This is a genomic window from Kitasatospora sp. NPDC032121 (genome assembly GCF_055580145.1).
On record NZ_JBVILX010000003.1, the window covers coordinates 610445 to 628601 of the forward strand.

The following is an 18157-nucleotide window of genomic DNA, read 5'->3' on the forward strand; positions in this document are numbered from 1 at the left end:
TCGCGCTTATGTCAATTCCGGAAACATACCCGCGCTTATGTCAGTCTCCGAAACATAAAGCGAACCCCGAGAGGCGTTGTGAGCTGCGCCGATTTCCCAATCGACAACCCTCGGGAAAGGGTTGACACCATTAGTTGGTCTAGTCCAACGTATGGGGAGCGCGGTACGGCAGTGGCTGATGTGGGGTGAGACGCCCTGCCGGGCGGGCGAGTTGGCCCCTGGCGTGGCGCTGTTCCGCGCCCGTGGAGCGAGGCGGCAAGGACCGTGTGCGGACGGACCCTCCACCGCGCGCCCGAATTCCCGCCGCGGCCGTCGACCGGCCGTCGACCCGCCGTGCCCGCACCGAGCGCATGAGGAAGCGCTGCGCCGACTACGAACCATGGAGTGACTGCCCATGCCGAGCCCTGCCGAACGCCCCGACGCGCCCGCCGGGGAGTACCTGTACCGGGCCGCGTCGGAGCGCCCCTACTTCAGCGCCGACACCGAGAGCTACCTCGCCCGCACCGCCCTGCGCGACATCCGCAAGAAGCACCCGCTGCGGGTGCTCTCCGAGGAGGACCACGCGTTCTGGCAGACCTACGGCTACGTGGTGGTGAAGCAGGCGATCCCGGCCGAGGCCGCGCGCCGACTGCTCGACTTCGCCTGGGAGTTCCAGGGCCTGTCACCGGACCGCCCCGAGGACTGGTACCGCGAGCGCGACTACCGCGACGAACTCGACCGACACCTGCACATCTACGGCTTCGTCGAGGCCTACCACCACCAACTCCTCTGGGACAGCCGCCAGTCGCAGCGCGTCTACGACGCCTTCGTGGACGTCTGGGACTGCGAGGAACTCTGGGTCACCCTCGACCGGCTCAACCTCAACCCGCCCAACATCCGCAACCGCGACCGCGCGCTGATCGAGCCCACCGACCGCGGCTTCGACATCGAGCTGCACTGGGACGTCGACACCACCCAGGGCATGCTGCCGCAGCGCGTCCAGGGCATCATCGCGCTCGACGACACCGCCCCCGACCACGGCGGCTTCCAGTGCTCCCCGGAGCTGTTCCGCCGCTTCAACGAGTGGCAGGCCGCCCAGCCGGCCGACCGCGACCCGATCCGCCCCGACGTCGACCGCACCGAGTTCCCCGTCGTGCGGCCCGAGTTGAAGGCCGGCGACCTGCTGATCTGGAACGGCCTGCTCGCCCACGGCGTGGAGCGCAACACCTCCGAGAACGGCGTGCGCGCGGTGCAGTACCTGTCGATGATGCCGGCCCTGGAGGAGTCCGAGAAGCTGCGCCGCTCCCGGGTGGAGTCCTGGCGCACGCTCGCCACCCCGGACTGGAACCGCACCCTGGTCGGCGACGCCGACCGGCCCGAGGCCCAGCGCTACGGGACCGCCGAACTCACCGAACTGGGGGAGAAGTTGCTCGGCCTGCGGTCCTGGAGCGGCAAGCCCTTCGAGGAGCACGGGAACGACCGGCCGGCCGCCACGGGGGAGCGGGAATGCGCGACGTCTGCCTGACCCTGCCCACCAACCGCGAGTGCGCGGACACCATCACCGCGATCGGCGCCGAAGCCGCCCACGCCGTACGGCGGTTCGGCGTCCGGGTGCACCTGCTGGTGCTGGACTCCGCCGACCCGGCGGCCAGGGAACGGCACGCCGGGGCCCTCGCCGCCCTGCCGGCCGTCGAGGGCGTGGTCGTCCACCACCTGGACGAGGACGCCCAACGCGACTTCCTGCGCTCGGTGATCGAGCGCTCCGGAGCTTCCGGCGAGGCCGGACCGGACCGGCTGCTGGACCTCATGCTGCCGGGCGCCGTCTCCTACGGAGCCTGCACCAACCGCGCGTTCCTGCTGGCCGCCGCCCTCGGCTGCGAGTCGGTGCACCGCCGGGACTCCGACAGCCGCTACCAACTGCTCGACGGCGAACCGGTGTTCCCGATCGAGCACGAGCTGGCCACGCTCGGGCTGAAGGCCGCCGACGCGGCCGCCGCCGTCACCCGGAACACCCTCGACCCGGTGCACGCGGACAAGCGGGTCGCCCTGGTCGGCGCCTCCTTCGTCGGTGAACTCTCCGTCGACGTCGGCGATATCCGCGAACTCGACCCCGAGGTCTACCACGACGTGGTCGCGCTCTGGGCGCCCACCGGCGCGAGCGAGGAGGAGAAGCGCGAACTGGTCGCCGAATCCTTCACCGGCGGCGGCACCGAACCGTTCACCACCGACCTCGCGGTGCTCGACCTGCCCGACATCTGGCACATCGACATGTGCAACATCGCCCTCCACCACGAGGTGTACGAACGGGTGCCGCTGCCGCCCGCCACCGACACCATCGGCAGCGACTACTTCCTGCACCACCTGGTGCGTGACGCGACCCTGCCGGGCGTCACCCACAACCGCCACATCGTCAATTACCACACCCCGGAACGGCGCACCGGCCCCGGCTTCACCGCCTACCAGCTGCGCTACGCCAAGTTCCTGCTGTCGATGCTCTACCTCTACCCGATCTACTCCGAGATGGAGGCCGCCGGCGACGCCCTGCTCGACGAGCAGCACCGCGTCCGCCCCGAGCCGATCGCCGACTCCGCCCGCCGCAGCGCCGCGACGGACCGCGCGGAGAACCACCGCAGGCTCGCCGAACTCGACCGCTGCTACCGGCGGCTCGGCGGGAAGTACGCCGAGTTCGCGGACCACCTGGCGCCCCTGCGGGCGCGCCTGCTCGACGAGGCGCAGGCGGACATCGAGGACTTCGCGACACTGATCGACGCGTGGGGCCCGCTGGTGCGGGCGAGCAGGACCACCCCCGCCGACCGGCTGCCGCGCCGGCCGAGGGGGAGCTCCACGTGACACGCCAGACCGTGAAACACCAGACCGTGACACCGCAGGCCGTGACACCGCGGGCCGTGACACCGCAGACCATGGCACACCAGACCGCGGGACACCGGACCACGAAGACCACACACCGCGTCCCGGCCGTCTCCGCGGTGCACACCGACGCGCCCCCGGCGAACCCGCCGCGCCCCGACGAGCACGGCCACTGCACGCTGCGCGCCGCGCTCGCCGCCGCCACCGAGGACACCATCATCTACGACCTCGACGGCATCGGCCGCCAGTACGCCGCCCTGTGCGCCGAACTGCCCGGCGTGGCCGTCCGGTTCGCGATGAAGGCCTGCCCGGTGGACGAGGTGCTGGACCACCTCGCCGCGCTCGGCTCCGGCTTCGACGCCGCCAGCCCGCAGGAGATCGCCCAGGCGCTGCGCACCGGAGTGCCGCCCGGGTTGATCCACTACGGCAACACCGTCAAGTCCGACCGCAACATCGCCGAGGCGTACCGGCTGGGCGTGCGGGACTTCGCCACCGACAGCCTGGAGGACGTCGCGGCGATCGCCGAACACGCCCCCGGCGCACGGGTGTTCTGCCGGATCGCGACCAGCGGCGAGGGCGCCCTGTGGGGCCTGAGCCACAAGTTCGGCTGCTCGCCCGAGGACGCGCTGCGGGTGCTCGACGAAGCCCGCACCGCCGGGCTGGTGCCCTCCGGCCTGTCGGTGCACGTCGGCTCCCAGCAGATGACCGCCGAGGCCTGGGCCGCGGCGATCGACTCGCTGGCCGCCGTGCTGGAGGCGCTCAACCGGCGCGGCATCACCCCCACCCGGATCAACCTCGGCGGCGGCCTGCCCGCCCTCGGCGTCCTCGACCGCGGCGGCCGCCCGCTCGACCCGCCACTGGACAAGATGTTCACGGTGATCCGCGAAGGCATGGAACGGCTGCGCGCCGTCAACGCGGGGCCGCTGGAGTTCCTGCTGGAGCCCGGGCGCCACCTCGTCGCCGACCACGGCGCGATCCGCGCCCACGTCTCCCGGCTCACCTCCCGCCGCCGCCTCGACGGCACCAGGGACGACTGGCTCTACCTGAGCTGCGGCAAGTTCAACGGCCTGTACGAGATGGACCAGTTGCAGTACCGGCTGGAGTTCCCGACCCACCCGGGCGGGCAGTTCGTCAACGCCGTGGTGGCCGGCCCGACCTGCGACAGCGACGACGCGTACGCGCAGGAGGACGGCCTGGTGCGCGTCCCGCGCGCGCTCGGCTCCGGCGACCCGGTCTGGATCCACTCCTGCGGCGCGTACGCCACGGCCTACGCCACCCAGGGGTTCAACGGCTTCGCGCCGCTGCCGTACACCTGCGTCGGCGGGCGCCGCGAGGAAGGAAGCGCATGAGCGAGTACCGCATCCGGCTGCTCCGGGAGGAGGACTGGGACGAGGTGGTCGCGCTGGAGGAGCGCGCCTACGCCGCCAGCGGCCTGTCCGAGGGCCGCGAGGCCCTGCGCTCCCGGCACCGCGCCTCGCCGGACACCTGCTTCGTGCTGGAGCACCCGGGCGGCCTCGGCGGCTACCTGCTCGCCCTGCCGTACCCGCTGTTCCGCTGCCCGGACCTCGGCCGCAGCGAGGAGGAGGGCGGGACCGCGCCCGGCGCGGGCGAGCGGCCGACCAACATGCACGCCCACGACCTGGTGATCTCCGAGGACCTGCGCGGCAGGGGCCTGTCCCTGCGGATGCTGCGGCACCTGGAGGAGACCGCCCGGGCGGCCGGCTACCGCACCGCCTCGCTGGTCGCCGTCCGCGGTTCGCACGTGCTGTGGACCCCGCTGGGCTATCGCGCCCGGCCCGAGATCGAACTGCCCGAGAGCTACGGCACCCGGGCGGTCTACATGGCGATGCCGCTGGACCCCGTCCCGGCCCGGCCGCTGCCGCACTCCACCGACCCGGTCCCCGGGCCGCGTCCCAGAGCCGAAGTGGGCTGATACCGATGTCCCCCGTTCGCGACGAGTTCCGCCGGTCCCAAGTGGCCATCGGCGCACTGTTCTTCGTCCTCGGATTCCAGTACGCGACCTGGGTCTCCCGGGTGCCCGCGCTCAAGGCCAGGCTCGACCTGGGCGAGGCCCAGATCGGCCTGCTGCTGATGACCTGCGGCATCGGCGCGGCGGTGTCCTTCCCCGTGGTCGCGGTGCTGATGCGGCGGCTCGGCTCCCGGCTGCTCTCGGTGCTGTCCGCACTCGCCCTCGGCGTGATCCTGCTCGCCCTGTCGGTGGTGCCGAACTACCCGGTCACGCTGCTGGTGCTGTTCTTCGACGGCGTCGCGGTCGGCTGCCTGAACGTCGCGATGAACGCCCAGGGCGCCGCGCTCGAGGCCCGCTTCGAGCGGACCACGATGTCCAGGCTGCACGCCACCTTCAGCGCCGGCTCGCTGCTCGCCGCGCTGCTGGCCTCGGGCGTCACCTCCGCCACCGGCACCCTGGCGGTGCACTTCGGTCTCGCCGCCGCGCTGCTCGCGGTGCTGGTGGTGGCCGCCCGGCCGGGGCTGCTCGCGGACGGCCCGGCCGCGGCGGCCGACGCCGAGGGCGCCGCCGACACCGGCGACACCGGCGACACCGGCGAATCGGCGGAGAAGAAGCAGCGCCGCGGCTTCGTGCTGCCGACCGTCGCGACCCTCTGGATGGGCCTGGCGATGGTGTTCGGCACCGTCACCGAGGGCGCCATGAACGACTGGTCGGCGCTCTACCTCAAGGACTACGTGCACGCCGGCGCCGGACTGGCCCCGATGGGCATCGCGGTGGTCTCGGTGATGATGGTCTGCGCCCGGATCTTCGCGGACGGCTGGCGCACCCGCTTCGGCGACGGACGGATCGTGCGCACCGGCAGCCTGCTCGCGGGCCTCGGGCTCGCCCTCGCGCTGGCGGTCGGCGGCGTGGTCCCGACCCTGCTGGGCTTCGCCTGCGTCGGCCTCGGCGTGGCCGCGGTGACCCCGTGCGTCTACGTCGCCGCCGCCCGGCAGGGCGCCGACGCCCTCTCGCTGGTCGCCGCCATGGGCACCACCGGCCTGCTGGCCGGCCCCGCCGTGATCGGCTTCATCGCCGGTGCCACCAGCCTGCTCTGGGGCATGGCCGCCGTCGCCGCCTCGGCGGCCGTCGTCTCCCTCTGCGCGACCAGGATCAGCTGGACCGGCCGGGACAGCGCCGCCGCCCCGGCCGCCGACGTCCGACTCGCCGCCGACGCGTCCTGATCCGCCCCGCACGCCCGTCCGGCAGCTCCCGCAACCCCCGTCGCGAGGTGCCGGACGGGCTTCCCGCGTCCTTCGGACGGGCTTCCCGCATCCGTCAGGCCTCGGCCGGCACGTCCGAGCCGCCGGTCGCGATGTGGTGGGCGAGCTTGGCGCGCAGCGCGGTGAGGCGGGCGATCTCGACGTCCAGGGCGGCCAGTCGGGCGTGGACGACGGGGGCGAAGGTGTCCGGGCCGGGAGAGCCGGAGCAGCGGACCGGCGGATCCTGGCCGAGCAGGTCGAGGCGGTGGGCCCGGCTGGCCAGGTCGTCCACCGTCAGCCCCACGGCGAGGAGTTGGCGGATCACCCGGACCCGGGCGACGTCGTCCGGGCCGTACTCGCGCTGGCCGGAGGCGGAGCGGGTCGGCGGGTGGAGCAGGCCGCGCTGCTCGTAGAAGCGCAGTGCCCTGGGTGTGGTGCCCGCCGCTGCCGCCGCGTCGCCGATCCGCATGCCCGCTCCCTGGTCGTCGTACCCGGTCGTCGTACCGGGTGGTCAGAGTTCCACGACGGTGGTCCCGAAGGTGTTCCCGGTGAACACTCCGGCCAACGCCCCGGCGGCCCGGTCGATGCCCGCCACCGGCGTCCGGGGCAGGACGATCTCCCCGGTGCGCAGCCAGCCGGCCAGGCGCTCCCGCCACTCGGCCTCCAGGTCCGGGTGGTCCGGCACGGTGAAGCCGCGCAGGCTCAGACCGAGGGTGACGACCCGGAACGCGTCGATCACGGTCGGCGCGTCGCCGCCCTGGCGCTCCGGTGCGAGCTGACCGGCCAGGGTGCCGACCAGGGCGAGGCGGGCGCCTCGCCGGGCCGCGGCCACGGCGGCGGTCAGCTGCTCGCCGCCGACCAGGTCCAGCACGACGTCGACGCCGTCCGGCGCGGCCCCGGCCAGCTGCTCGGCGAGCGGCCGCTCGCCGGGCACCAGCACGGCGTCGTAGCCGAGTTCGGCGGTCAGCCGCTCGGCCTTGGCGGGCGAGCGGGTGGTGCCGATCACCCGGGCGGCGCCGAGCAGCCTGGCGACCTGTCCTGCCACCGTGCCGACCGCGCCCGCCGCGCCGGTCACCAGCACCACGTCGCCCGGGCGCACCCCGGCGCAGCGGGTCAGCCCTCCGTAGCCGGCCGCGGCGGAGGAGACCAGGGCGAGCGGGTCCGGGAAGTCCGCCGGGACGGCGGTGAAGCGCCCGGCCGGGGCGAGCGCGTGGTCCCGCCAGCCGTACAGGTGGGTGACCAGGTCGCCCGGGCGCAGCGGCCCGCCCCCGGGGGCGGCCAGCACCTCGCCGAGGGCGGGCCCGAACAGCGCGTCCCCGGGGGCGATGCCCGGCAGCGGAAGGCCGGAGCCCGCGCCGCCGATCAGCGTGCGCAGTGCGGGGAAGACCAGGAAGGCCCGGTTGCGGACCAGCACCTCCCCGGGGCCGGGCGCGCCCAGGGGCTCCTCGGCCACGGTGAAGTCCCCGGGGGCGGGCAGCCCCTCCGGCGCGGCGGTCAGCCGGATGACACGGGCGGTGGCGGGCAGGGCCATGGCGGCACTCCTCGAAGCGGGGGAGGCGGCGGTCGGTGCCGCCGCGGGGTGCCCGGACGCTAACCCCTGACCCCTGCGTCAGAGGCAAGCCGGCCGGACAGCGCCGCGAGGAGGAGCAGCACCACGACCGGGTAGAGGACGGCCGGCGTGTTCTCGTGCCGCAGGCCGAGCGCGGCCAGGCCGAGCTGGACCATCGCGGCGCCGGCCAGGGCCAGCCGGCGGCGCCCGGTCCGCTCGCCCGCCATGCCCATCCGCGACACCGCTTTGACCGCCCACATGTTGAGCACGGCGGACACGCCCACCACGGACGCGATCAGCACGCCGAGCGGCACGTCCCACGTGTCGTGGCGCAACGAGAGGCCGCCGATCATCGGGGAGGCGATGAGGAACAGCATGACGGCGGCGACGGTCTCCAGGATGAGCAGGGCGAGCGCCGCGTGGACGAAGCCGAGCTGGTAGCGGGTCATGCCCCTTCGACGCCACCTGACGCGGGGTAAGTTCCCAGTCGGCCGCCGGATCATGGTCCGCGGCCGGACCCCGGACGACCGTGAGCCGCACCGAGAGGAACGAGCAGCATGAGCGAGCAGGCCCGCGAGCCCTTGGAGCCCTTGGAGCCCGTCGACGAGGACTGGCGGACGGCGCTGGCGATCGTCGCCCACCCCGACGACATGGAGTACGGCGGGGCCGCGGCCGTCGCCCGCTGGACCTCGCAGGGCAAGACGGTCGTCTACGCGATGGTCACCAGCGGCGAGGCGGGCATCGACGGGCTGGACCCGGCCGAGTGCGGCCCGCTGCGCGAGGCCGAGCAGCTCGCCTCGGCGCGCGTGGTCGGCGTCGACACCGTGGAGTTCCTCGGCTACCCGGACGGCGTGGTCGAGTACGGGCTGCCGCTGCGCCGGGACATCGCCCGGCTGGTGCGCAGACACCGGCCGGACATCGTGATCACCAGCAACTTCCGGGACACCTACGGTGGGGTGCTCCTCAACCAGGCCGACCACATCGCGGTCGGGCGGGCCACCCTGGACGGGGTCAGGGACGCCGGGAACCGCTGGGTGTTCCGCGAGCTGCTGGCCGAGGGCCACGAGCCGTGGAACGGCGTGCGGCAGATCTGGGCGGCGGCCTCGCCGGAGGCGAAGCACGCGGTGGACACCACCGACACCTTCGACCGGGGCGTCGCCTCACTGGAGGAGCACCGGGCGTACCTGGCCGGCCTGGGCGGGGCGATGGCGGAGCCCCGGGAGTTCCTGGAGGGTGCCGGTCGGGGCGCCGGGACCCGGCTGGGGACGCGTTTCGCGGTGTCGTTCGAGGTGTTCCCGCTCAGCTAGGAGCCTCGGACCCGTCCTCGGATCCGGCGTCCTCGGATCCGGCGTCCTCGGAGCCGGCGTCCTCGGCCCCGCCCGTGGGGCCGTCGGTGCCCGCGCGGCGCCGACGGCGGTAGCGCAGCACCTGCCGCAGCAGGAGGGCGGCGACCAGCACGCCGAGAGCGACCGCGAACCAGACCTGGTAGCGCAGCGCCGTGTGGTAGACGGTGCCGATGTGGGCCCCGGCGACGTAACCGAAGGTGCCCCAGACCGCCGTCCACAGCACCGCGCCGAGCAGGTTGAACGGCTGGAACCGGCGCCAGGGCATCTCCGTCGTCCCGGCGATGATCCCGTTGTACTGGCGCAGCCCGTCCACGAAGCGGGCGACGGTGACCACCTTGCCGCCGTGCCGGGCGAAGAAGCCGTCGGCGCGCTCCATCCGGGCCGGGGTGAGCAGCACGTAGCGGCCCCAGCGGTGGACGAAGGCGCGCCCGCCGGTGTGGCCGATCAGGTAGCCGAGGCTGTTGCCGAGCGCGGCGGCGCCGGCCGCGGTCAGCAGCACGGCGGCGAAGTCCAGGTGCCCGGCGCCGGCGTACACCGAGGCCAGCACCAGGATGGTCTGCCCGGGCACCGGGATGCCGCAGTTGTCCAGCAGCACGAGCAGCGCCACCGCGAGGTACCCGTAGTGGTCCAGCAGTGGCGCGAGCCCGGCGAGCGCCCCGGGCAGCGGGGTCGCGGGGGCGGACACCGCTCCTCACCACCTCGCGCGGGGCAAGGTGGCGGGGGAGTCGGTCAGCGTCCCGCCTGGCGCTGTTCGATGTTGCAGTCGGGGCCGGGGTAGATCAGGCCCTCGTGGCCGTCCTCGAAGCGGACCACGTACGGCGGTTGGCCGTCGGTGCCGCGGACTTCGACGATCTCGCCCTTCTGGTCCACCATGCCCACCGACCTGCTGTGGATGTGGAGCTGGTCACCTACCGCCGCGTGCATGCTCTGCTCCCTCGGGTCGTGTGCAGGCCGCCTGCGCGGCCTCTCCCGCTATCCACTGTGCTGCGGGGGCGGCGGGTACGCAACGCCTCGGGCGCCCGGGGCGGGCGTCAGCGGGCGGACGGCTGTTGCGCGAGGTAGCCGCGGACCAGCCGCTTGCACTCGGCGATCAGCGCAGGATCGCCGTCCGGGGCCTCCCGGAAGGCCAGTTTGAGCACCGCGTCGGCGGCCTCCAGGGCCACCCGCAGGGTGAGCGTGGTGGCGGTCGGGTCGCCCGCCCGGAACAGTTCGCCGCCGAGCGACTGGAGCCGCAGGGCGACGGCGGTGTTGTTGTCGACGCCGGTGTCCAGCAGGTGCCGGTCGTCCAGGACGTCGGTGGGCACGGCCGGGACGGCCAGGCCGAAGTCCAGCTGGCCGAAGCCCGGCACCGCGCGCTTCATCGCCACGAACTCCTCCACCGCGAGGTCGGTGAAGACGGCCGGGCCGACCGGTGCGGCGGCGGCCAGCCGGGCGTCCAGGCGCTGGAGGTAGCGGTCGAGGTTGCGGGTGGCGAGCGCGGCCAGCAGGTCCTCCTTGCCGGCGAAGAACTGGTAGAGGGTGCCGATCGGCACCTGGGCGCGCTGGGCCACCTCCTTGGTGGTGAGCGCGGTCGCCCCGACCTCGTCCAGCAGTCCGGCGCAGGCGTCCAGGATGCGGCCGTACCGCTCCAGGCTGCGCTGCTGGACCGGGCGGCGCCTGACCGGTCCGGGGGCGGGGTTGGTCCTGTCGCTCATGACCTCACTGTGCCGCATCCGCTGTTGCGGCGGCGAATCACCGGGGCGCGAACGGCGCGGAGTTCCCCGTGGGGCGGGAGGCGAGTAGTGGCCGGAGCTGAACGGCACGGTGGCGGGAAGGTGTCCACGGGTTGGCATCGGCCTTGTCGTGGACGCGAAGACAGGTTCATACTCCTGAGGCGGACTACCTTGCGTGATCAACGCATGCCTCTTCGTGGTGATCGCGATTCAGCTGTGGCGGCCGAGGCGCCTGTGACGGACGCTCCGCCGCCACCCGAGGTCTGGATGACGTCGTGCACCTCCACTGCCCGCGCCACGCCCTGTGGCGCCACGTCCCCGCGTGTGCCCCGCCGACCGGAAGGAGGGGATCGGTTCGGTGACGCCGCCGCCCGGAGGGCACGAGGCCCTCGACACCGAGCACCGCCGCCAGTTCCTGGAAGCCGGATACCTGGTCCTGCCCGGCCTGCTGCCGGAAGCACTGCGCGAACGGCTCGCCCCCGAGGTCGACCGGTGGGTGGACGAGGGCCTGCGGGCCCGTTCGATCGCCGCCTGCACCGACCCCTTACGGTACGGACCGCCGCCGCTGCTGGAACTGGAACTTCCCGCCCACGGTGAACTCCTCACCTTCCCACCGCTGTTGCTCGCCCTGACCCGTCTGCTCGGGCCGGACTTCGTCTTCCACCACCTGCACAGCGACCGCCAGGACCCGGGGATCCCGGGCAAGGCCTGGCACCACGACTGCGAGCCCAACGACCGCTCCGACCCGTCGCTGCTGATGGTCCACGCGCTGCACTACCTCGGTGGACTGGACGGGAAGGTCGGCAGCCTGGCCGTCCTGCCCGGCTCGCACCTGCGCACCGCCGACAAGTCCGCCTACGCCCACCACGGCACCGCGGAACTGCCCGGCGAGGTGGTGATCGACCGGCTGCCGCCCGGCTCGACGGTGCTGCTCAACTCGGCGCTGTTCCACACCCGTCGGCCGGCGCCCGAAGGCCCGGGCCGGCCCCGGTACTTCGTCGACGCCTCCTACTGCCAGGTGGGGGCGCGCTGGCGCCCGGTGAAGCCGTACTGGCGGCGGATGCTCGCCCGGGCCCGCGAACTGGACCTGGCCGACGGCCAGTGGCCCGAGCTGTTCGCGGAGCGGCACTTCACCGAGTACACCGGCACGAGCCGTACCGGGCGTACCGAGTACGCCGGCACCGGACCGTCCGGCACCGAGTACACCGGAACCGTCTGAGGAGCACTGCCGTGGAGATCGTCACCGCCGTCGCCTACCCCGAGGTCCACGACGCCTACCTGCGGGACCACCCGGTGGAGCGGGCCCACGAGGCGAACACCAACATGTACGGCGAGGAGAACATCGAACGCGCCGACCGCATCCGCGGCGGCTGGTGGCGGATCCGGCTCTCCCGGGCGGACGTCCTGGGCGTCGTGCTGCCCTGGCACCTCAGCGAGGGCGGGGAGCTCGAACTGGTGCCGCGCTGCGGACTGACGGTGGCCGAGGCGGCCGAGCGGGTCCGCGCCGGCGGGGCGGCCTGGGCCACCGCCAACCCGGTCTGCGCGACGAAGCTCCGGCTGCTGCGCCGGGCGCCGTTCACGCCCCTCTTCCTCAGCACCTCCCCGGTCGACCACTCCGACTACGGGGACCTCGCGGTCCGGTCGGGTCTGATCCACCTCGACGGCCTGCACCGCATGCTGGCCTGGGAGTTGGCCGGACGGCTGCCCGGGCGGCCGCTGCTGGACGGCTACCTGGTCGGCGACCCGGCGGTGGTCGCCGAGCCCGCCCGGGCGGGCCGGACGGGGGACGAGTCGGCGTGACCTCCGCGACGCAGCACGTCCGCTCCGCGTCCTCGGGCCACCCGGCCGACCCCGCCCGCCGTGCCCGTTCGCTGCCCGAGCTGCTCGCCCACCTCGCCCGGGCGCACCCCGACCGGACCGCCCTGACCGACGGCGTCCGCGGCTTCGACTACCGCACCGTCGATGCCGCGGCCGACCGGATCGCCGACCGGCTGGCCGCCGCCGGCACCGGCCGGGGGGAGCGGGTCGCCCTGGTCGGGCCCCGGGACGCCCGGATGCTGGTGCTGCTGCACGGAGTGCTGCGCTCGGGCGCGGCGGCCGTGCTGGCCGATCCGGACTGGTCGGCGGCGGACCTGGCCCGGCGGCTGGCCTCCGTCCGGGTGGCCCGGGTGCTCGCCACCGAGGGCGGGCTCGGCGGGGAGGTGGTGGACGTCGAGGCGCTCCCGGGCCTGCCGTCGGGAGAGAGTGAGGCGCGGGCCGAGGTGCGGGGCGAGGTGCGGGGCGAGGACCTCGCGTACCTCTCCTTCACCTCCGGGTCGAGCGGCGAGCCCAAGGCGGTGGCCGTCACCCACGCCAACGCCGTGCACTACGCCCGGGCGCTGGCCGGGCGGCTCGACCTCACCGAGGCCGACGCGCCGTGCGCCGCGCACGTCACCACCCTGGCCGCCGACCTCGGCCACACCTCCTGGCTGCTCGCCCTGGCCACCGGCGGTTCGGTGCACCTCGTGCCGGACCGCGAGGTGCGCGACCCGGAGGCCTTCTGGGCCTCGCTGCGCCGGGCCGGCGTGGACGTGCTGAAGACCACCCCCTCGCACCTGACCGCCCTGCTGGAGGGCCGCCCGGCCGACTCCCCGCCGCTGCACACCGTGCTGCTCGGCGGCGAGGCGCTGCCCCGCCCGCTCGCCGCCGCCCTGCTCGACGGCGGCACCACCGCGCGGCTGGTCAACCACTACGGCCCGACCGAGACCACCGTCGGCGCCGCCTGCCTGCTCGTCACCTCCGCCCGCCAACTGCCCGCCGAGGAGCCGACCGTACCGATCGGCACCGCGATCGGCGAGGTGCTGTTGACCGTGGTGGACGGCACCGGCCGGGAGGCCCCGGACGGCACGGTGGGCGAACTGCTCATCGGCGGCCGGGGCGTGGCCGCCGGGTACTACGGCCGGCCGGCCGAGACCGCCCGCGGCTTCGTCCGGCACGACGGCCGACTCGTCTACCGCACCGGTGACCTGTGCCGCCGGCGGGCCGACGGGACCCTGGTCTTCCTGGGCCGGGTGGACCGTCAGGTGAAGGTCCGCGGGTACCGGGTGGACCTCGCCGAGGTCGAGCGGGCCATGGACGGGTACCCGGGTGTCGCCCGCTCGGCGGCGCTGCTGCGGGAAACCTCGCTCGGCCATCAACTGATCGGCATCGTACGGTTGTCGGACGGCTCGGACGGCTCGGACGGCTCGGACGGCTCGGACCGGCTGGAGGGGCTGCGGGCCCACCTGCGGGACCGGCTCCCCGGCTACTCCGTGCCGCAGCCGATCCTGGTGCTGCCGCGCTTCCCGGTCGGACCGAACGGCAAGCTCGACCGGCAGCGGCTGGCCGAGCTGGCGGCCGAACTGGTCGAGGCCCGGGCCGAGTCGGGCGCGGCTGGCGCGGGGGAGCCGGGCGGCGACGCCGGGGGCGGCCTGGTCGGGGAGATCGCGAGCTTCTGGGCGGGCGCCCTCGGCCTGCCCGTGGTCGGGCCGCGCGCCGACGTGCTCGGCCTCGGCGGCGACTCCATTCTCGCCATGCGCACCATCGCTTTCCTGCGGCGCTCCGGCCTGCGGGTCGCCTACGAGGACTTCTACCGGCACCCGACGGCGGAGGGCCTGGCAGCGGCCGCCGTCCCGGCCTCGCCGTCCGCCCCGGCCCCGCGCGGCTCCACCGGCGGGCTCCGACTCGCCCCCGCCCAGCGCTGGTTGTACGGGCAGCGGACGCCGCGGGACCTGCGGCACTGGAACCAGTCCGTGCTGCTGCGCTGTCGCACCGCCGTCGACCCGGCGGCGCTCTCGGCCGCCGTCGCGGCCGTCCTGGAGCGGCATCCGGCGCTGCGCCGGCCGGTCACCCCGGACGGCTGCGGCGAACCGCGGGCGGTGGCCGACCTCGACCCGGTCTCCTTCTCGCGGATCCCACGCGCCGCCGGGGAGATCGCCGACACCGTCGCCGGGGTCTGCACCGGACTCCACCGCAGCCTCGACCCGTCGGCGGGCCGGCTGCTGCGCGCCCACCTGTTCACCGGCCTGCCCGGCACCGACGACCGGCTCGCGCTGATCGCGCACCACCTGGTGGTCGACGGACTGTCCTGGCGGATCCTGCTGGACGACCTGGCGCACGCGTACCGGGCGGTGCTCGACCGGAAGCCGGTCGACCTGCCGCCGACGGCCGACTTCTACGCCTGGGCGGCGCTCGCCTCGCCCGATGCCCAGCAGGTCGACGGCGACGAGAAGCGCACTGCCGAGAAGACCGAGGAAGCCCGGGAAGCCGAAGCGGCAGCGCAGTTCGAGGCGCCCGGCACGCTCAGCTGGGCGCTCGACCCGGAGGCCACCGCCCGGCTGATCGCCCGGCACGGCGCCGGGGCCGGGCTGGAGGCCGTGCTGCTGGCCGCCTTCGCGAAGGCCGTCACCGGCGACGACGGCCGCCCCCGGCTCGCGGTGGAGGTCGAGACCCACGGCCGGGACGCGGTCGGCGACCCGGGTGAATTCCTGGACACCGTCGGCTGGTTCACCGCCGTCAAGCACGTCGAGCTGGACGCCGGGGCCACCCCGGACACCGTGGCGCGGCGACTGCGCGAGGCGCCCGTCCGGCCGATGGACGCGCCCGGCGAACGGCCCGCCGTCGGCTTCAACTTCCTCGGCACCTTCCGGCTGCCCGAGGAGCCCGCGCTGAACTGGACCGTCGCCGCCGAACAGGCCGGCACGGCCCGTTGCGCCGGCGGCGACCCGCTGTACGAACTGCGCCTCACCGCACGGGTGGTGGAGCATCGGCTGGTGGCCGACCTGGTGTACGGCCGGCCCGGCCTGCCGCACCCCGCCGCCGGGCGGATCACCGGGCGCTTCGCCCGGGCCGTGGCGGCCGAGGCGCAGGCGCCGGACACCGCACCGCCCGTCCGGGCGGCGCTGTCCACCTCCGGCCAGCTGCTGCACCCCGGCGTCTCCCCGACCGCCGCCCGGGCGACGGTGCGCGAACCCGCCCGGGTGCTGCTCACCGGCGCCACCGGCTACCTCGGCCGGCACCTGCTGGAGGCCTTCGTCCGGCGCGGTGCCGAGGTCACCTGCCTGGTGCGGGCCGCGGACGACGCCACGGCGCTGGAACGGCTCGGAGCCGGAGCCGGAGCCGACAACGCAGCCGGAGGCGCCGTCCGGGCGCTCGCCGGGGACGTCGACCGGGACGGCCTCGGCCTCTCCCCGGCCGGACGTGAACTCGCCCGGGGCGCCCACCTGGTGGTGCACGCGGCGGCGGACGTCCGGCTGGTCGCCTCGCCCGACGAGCTGGAGCGCACCAACCACCTCGCGGTGCGCCGGCTGCTCGACTGGGTCGGCGAGAACGCCCCGGACGCCCGGCTCCACCACGTCTCCACGCTCGCCGTCTCGGGCGGGGTGGACGGCCCGCCGCGTCGCTTCAGCGAGGCGGACCTGGAGATCGGCCAGCACTTCCGCACCCCGTACGAGCGGACCAAGTACCGGGCCGAGCGGGCCGTCCGGGCCTGGGCGGCGGGCGGGCACGCCGCCTACCTGCACCGCAGCGGCCACATCGCGGCGCACAGCCGGACCGGCGCGTTCCAGGCCAACGCCGGGGACAACCGGATCTACCAGCTGATCCGCGGCTACCTGCTGGCCGGCGCCGCGCCGAGCCGGCCGGACACCGCCTTCGCGTTCTCGTACGTGGACACGGTGGCCGCCGGGATCGCCGCGATCGCCCTCGACCGGTACGCCGCGCCCGGCGCGTACCACGTGGAGTCGCCGCACGCCGTCCCGCACGACGAACTGGTGCGGTGGCTGGCCGGGCACGGCCACCCCGTGCGGCTCACCGACGAGGAGGCCTTCGCGGCCGCCCTCGCCCGGGCCGAGCGCCTCCACCCGACGGCCGCCCGGGTGGCCGCCGCCTGGGCGGCGCAGGAGGAGCGCCGCGTCCTGGTGGACAGCGCGTACACCACCGCGGTGCTCGACCGGCTGGGCGTGCGCTTCGCCGTGCCGACCCGGCGGTGGTGGTCGGCCGCGCTCACCTGGGCCGCCGAGGCCGGCTACCTGCCGCCCGTCGGTCCGACCCCGCCCACCCGTGACGACGCCCGACGCGACAGCCGTGACGACGCGCGTGACGACGTCCGACGCGACAGCCGTGACGACGCGCGTCACGACACCCGTCACGGCAGCCGTGACGACATCCGAGACGACATCCGTGAAGGCAGGACCAACCCGTGAAGGCAGGCCCCGTGTCCCGGCTCTCCCCAGTGCTCAAGCAGGCCACCCCGGTCGTCGCGGTCCGCGGCGAAGGACTCCACCTCTACGACGCCGACGGCCGCCGCCACCTCGACTTCACCTCCGGCGTGGGGGTGACCAGCACCGGCCACTGTCACCCGAAGGTGGTCGAGGCCGTCCGGGACCAGGCCGGCCGGCTGATCCACGGGCAGTACACCACCGTGCTGCACGACCGACTCCTCGCTCTCACCGAGCGGTTGGGCGAGGTCCTGCCCGCCGGTCTGGACTCGCTGTTCTACGCCACCGCCGGCACCGAGGCGGTGGAGGCCGCGCTGCGGCTCGCCCGGCACGCCACCGGCCGGCAGAACGTGATCGTCTTCGAGGGCTCCTTCCACGGCCGCACCATGGGCGCGGCCTCGCTCACCACGGCCGGCACCCGGTTCCGGGCCGGCATCGGCCCGCTGATGCCCGGGGTCGCGGTGGCGCCCTTCCCGGCCGCCTTCCGGCTCGGACTGTCCGAGGAGGAGGCGGTGGCGCACGCCCTGCGCGGACTGGACGAGGTGCTCGCCACCGTCTCCGCGCCCGCCGAGACGGCCGCGATGTTCGTCGAGCCGGTGCTCGGCGAGGGCGGCTACGTCCCGGCGCCGCCCGGTTTCCTGGCCGGGCTGCGGGAGCGGGCCGACCGGCACGGGATCCTGCTGGTGGTGGACGAGGTGCAGACCGGCTTCGGCCGCACCGGCCGGTTCTGGGCCCACGAGCACGAGAGCGGGGTGCTCCCCGACGTCCTGATCACCGCCAAGGGCCTGGCCAGCGGCTTCCCGCTGTCCGCGATCGCCGCGCCCGCCGAGCTGATGGGGCGTGCCTGGCCGGGATCGCAGGGCGGCACGTACGGCGGGAACCCGGTGGCCTGCGCCGCCGCCCTGGCGACCCTGGACGTGCTGCGCGAGGAGCGGCTGGTCGAGAACGCGGCCGAGCAGGGCGCCCGGCTGCTGGCCGGGCTGCGGGCGGTGGCCGCCGGGACGCCCGGGATCGCCGACGTCCGCGGGCTCGGGCTGATGGCCGCCAGCGAGTTCTGCCGCCCGGACGGCACCCCGGACCCGGAGGCGGCCCGGCGCGCCCAGCAGTCCGCGGCCGAGCACGGCCTGCTGCTGTTGCTGTGCGGGATCCACCTGAACGTGGTCCGGATGATCCCGGCGCTGGTCGTCACGGCCGAACAGATCGACGAGGGCCTGGAGTTGTGGGCGAAGGCCGTCGCGGCCGGCGGCCGGTAGGAAG

General features: G+C 74.8%; 16 protein-coding genes. 10 read left to right on the top strand and 6 right to left on the bottom strand.

Going from position 1 to position 18157, the window contains the following annotated elements; genetic code table 11:
- The first annotated feature begins 394 nt into the window (after positions 1 to 394).
- The 5 genes from ACZ5OX_RS13585 to ACZ5OX_RS13605 all read left to right on the top strand — a co-directional run bounded on the left by ACZ5OX_RS13585 (position 395) and on the right by ACZ5OX_RS13605 (position 6039).
- The gene (locus ACZ5OX_RS13585) at positions 395 to 1504 is read left to right on the top strand and encodes a phytanoyl-CoA dioxygenase family protein (protein WP_465630042.1); all 1110 of its coding nucleotides are present in this window, start codon (positions 395 to 397) and stop codon (positions 1502 to 1504) included.
- Complete coding sequence (locus ACZ5OX_RS13590) at positions 1486 to 2829, top strand: DUF6271 family protein (RefSeq protein ID WP_465630043.1); 1344 nt, start codon at positions 1486 to 1488, stop codon at positions 2827 to 2829. The genes ACZ5OX_RS13585 and ACZ5OX_RS13590 overlap by 19 nt, the downstream gene beginning before the upstream one ends.
- A gap of 71 nt (positions 2830 to 2900) precedes the next feature.
- Positions 2901 to 4196 (top strand): type III PLP-dependent enzyme, encoded by a 1296-nt coding sequence (locus tag ACZ5OX_RS13595; RefSeq protein ID WP_465630044.1) that lies wholly within the window; start codon positions 2901 to 2903, stop codon positions 4194 to 4196.
- Positions 4193 to 4780 carry a GNAT family N-acetyltransferase gene (locus ACZ5OX_RS13600; RefSeq protein WP_465630045.1) on the top strand — a complete coding sequence of 196 codons (588 nt, stop codon included), beginning with the start codon at positions 4193 to 4195 and terminating at the stop codon, positions 4778 to 4780. The genes ACZ5OX_RS13595 and ACZ5OX_RS13600 overlap by 4 nt, the downstream gene beginning before the upstream one ends.
- Before the next feature lie 5 nt (positions 4781 to 4785).
- A complete protein-coding gene (locus ACZ5OX_RS13605; protein WP_465630046.1) occupies positions 4786 to 6039 on the top strand; it encodes an MFS transporter in 1254 nt (417 codons plus the stop codon).
- 94 nt (positions 6040 to 6133) lie between these two features.
- Here the strand turns inward: ACZ5OX_RS13605 and ACZ5OX_RS13610 are convergent, their stop codons facing one another.
- The 3 genes from ACZ5OX_RS13610 to ACZ5OX_RS13620 are packed head-to-tail and all read right to left on the bottom strand — an operon-like array spanning position 6134 to position 8055.
- Positions 6134 to 6526: a MerR family transcriptional regulator gene (locus ACZ5OX_RS13610; protein ID WP_465630047.1), complete on the bottom strand. Its 393-nt coding sequence runs from the start codon at positions 6524 to 6526 to the stop codon at positions 6134 to 6136.
- 42 nt (positions 6527 to 6568) lie between these two features.
- The gene (locus ACZ5OX_RS13615; RefSeq protein WP_465630048.1) at positions 6569 to 7588 is read right to left on the bottom strand and encodes a zinc-binding dehydrogenase; all 1020 of its coding nucleotides are present in this window, start codon (positions 7586 to 7588) and stop codon (positions 6569 to 6571) included.
- Between the two features lie 59 nt (positions 7589 to 7647).
- Positions 7648 to 8055 (bottom strand): hypothetical protein, encoded by a 408-nt coding sequence (locus tag ACZ5OX_RS13620; protein WP_465630049.1) that lies wholly within the window; start codon positions 8053 to 8055, stop codon positions 7648 to 7650.
- A 108-nt stretch (positions 8056 to 8163) separates the two neighbouring features.
- Between ACZ5OX_RS13620 and ACZ5OX_RS13625 the strand changes: the two genes are divergently transcribed.
- Positions 8164 to 8913 carry a PIG-L deacetylase family protein gene (locus ACZ5OX_RS13625; RefSeq protein WP_465630050.1) on the top strand — a complete coding sequence of 250 codons (750 nt, stop codon included), beginning with the start codon at positions 8164 to 8166 and terminating at the stop codon, positions 8911 to 8913.
- Here the strand turns inward: ACZ5OX_RS13625 and ACZ5OX_RS13630 are convergent.
- The 3 genes from ACZ5OX_RS13630 to ACZ5OX_RS13640 form a co-directional block, all read right to left on the bottom strand.
- Positions 8906 to 9637, bottom strand: a complete 732-nt coding sequence (locus ACZ5OX_RS13630; protein ID WP_465630051.1) for a DedA family protein — start codon at positions 9635 to 9637, stop codon at positions 8906 to 8908. The genes ACZ5OX_RS13625 and ACZ5OX_RS13630 overlap by 8 nt on opposite strands.
- 44 nt (positions 9638 to 9681) lie before the next feature.
- Positions 9682 to 9876, bottom strand: coding sequence for a DUF1918 domain-containing protein (locus ACZ5OX_RS13635; RefSeq protein ID WP_449807009.1), 195 nt, complete (start codon positions 9874 to 9876; stop codon positions 9682 to 9684).
- Positions 9877 to 9983: 107 nt separating this feature from the next.
- The gene (locus tag ACZ5OX_RS13640) at positions 9984 to 10646 is read right to left on the bottom strand and encodes a TetR/AcrR family transcriptional regulator (RefSeq protein WP_449807008.1); all 663 of its coding nucleotides are present in this window, start codon (positions 10644 to 10646) and stop codon (positions 9984 to 9986) included.
- Positions 10647 to 11022: 376 nt separating this feature from the next.
- On the opposite strand from ACZ5OX_RS13640, the gene ACZ5OX_RS13645 reads away from it, so the two are divergent.
- The 4 genes from ACZ5OX_RS13645 to ACZ5OX_RS13660 are packed head-to-tail and all read left to right on the top strand — an operon-like array spanning position 11023 to position 18153.
- Complete coding sequence (locus ACZ5OX_RS13645; protein ID WP_465630052.1) at positions 11023 to 11883, top strand: phytanoyl-CoA dioxygenase family protein; 861 nt, start codon at positions 11023 to 11025, stop codon at positions 11881 to 11883.
- A gap of 11 nt (positions 11884 to 11894) precedes the next feature.
- Positions 11895 to 12464 carry a DUF6309 family protein gene (locus tag ACZ5OX_RS13650; protein WP_465630053.1) on the top strand — a complete coding sequence of 190 codons (570 nt, stop codon included), beginning with the start codon at positions 11895 to 11897 and terminating at the stop codon, positions 12462 to 12464.
- Positions 12461 to 16885, top strand: coding sequence for an AMP-binding protein (locus ACZ5OX_RS13655; RefSeq protein ID WP_465630054.1), 4425 nt, complete (start codon positions 12461 to 12463; stop codon positions 16883 to 16885). The genes ACZ5OX_RS13650 and ACZ5OX_RS13655 overlap by 4 nt, the downstream gene beginning before the upstream one ends.
- A gap of 11 nt (positions 16886 to 16896) precedes the next feature.
- The gene (locus ACZ5OX_RS13660; RefSeq protein ID WP_465630140.1) at positions 16897 to 18153 is read left to right on the top strand and encodes an aspartate aminotransferase family protein; all 1257 of its coding nucleotides are present in this window, start codon (positions 16897 to 16899) and stop codon (positions 18151 to 18153) included.
- Positions 18154 to 18157: the final 4 nt, after the last annotated feature.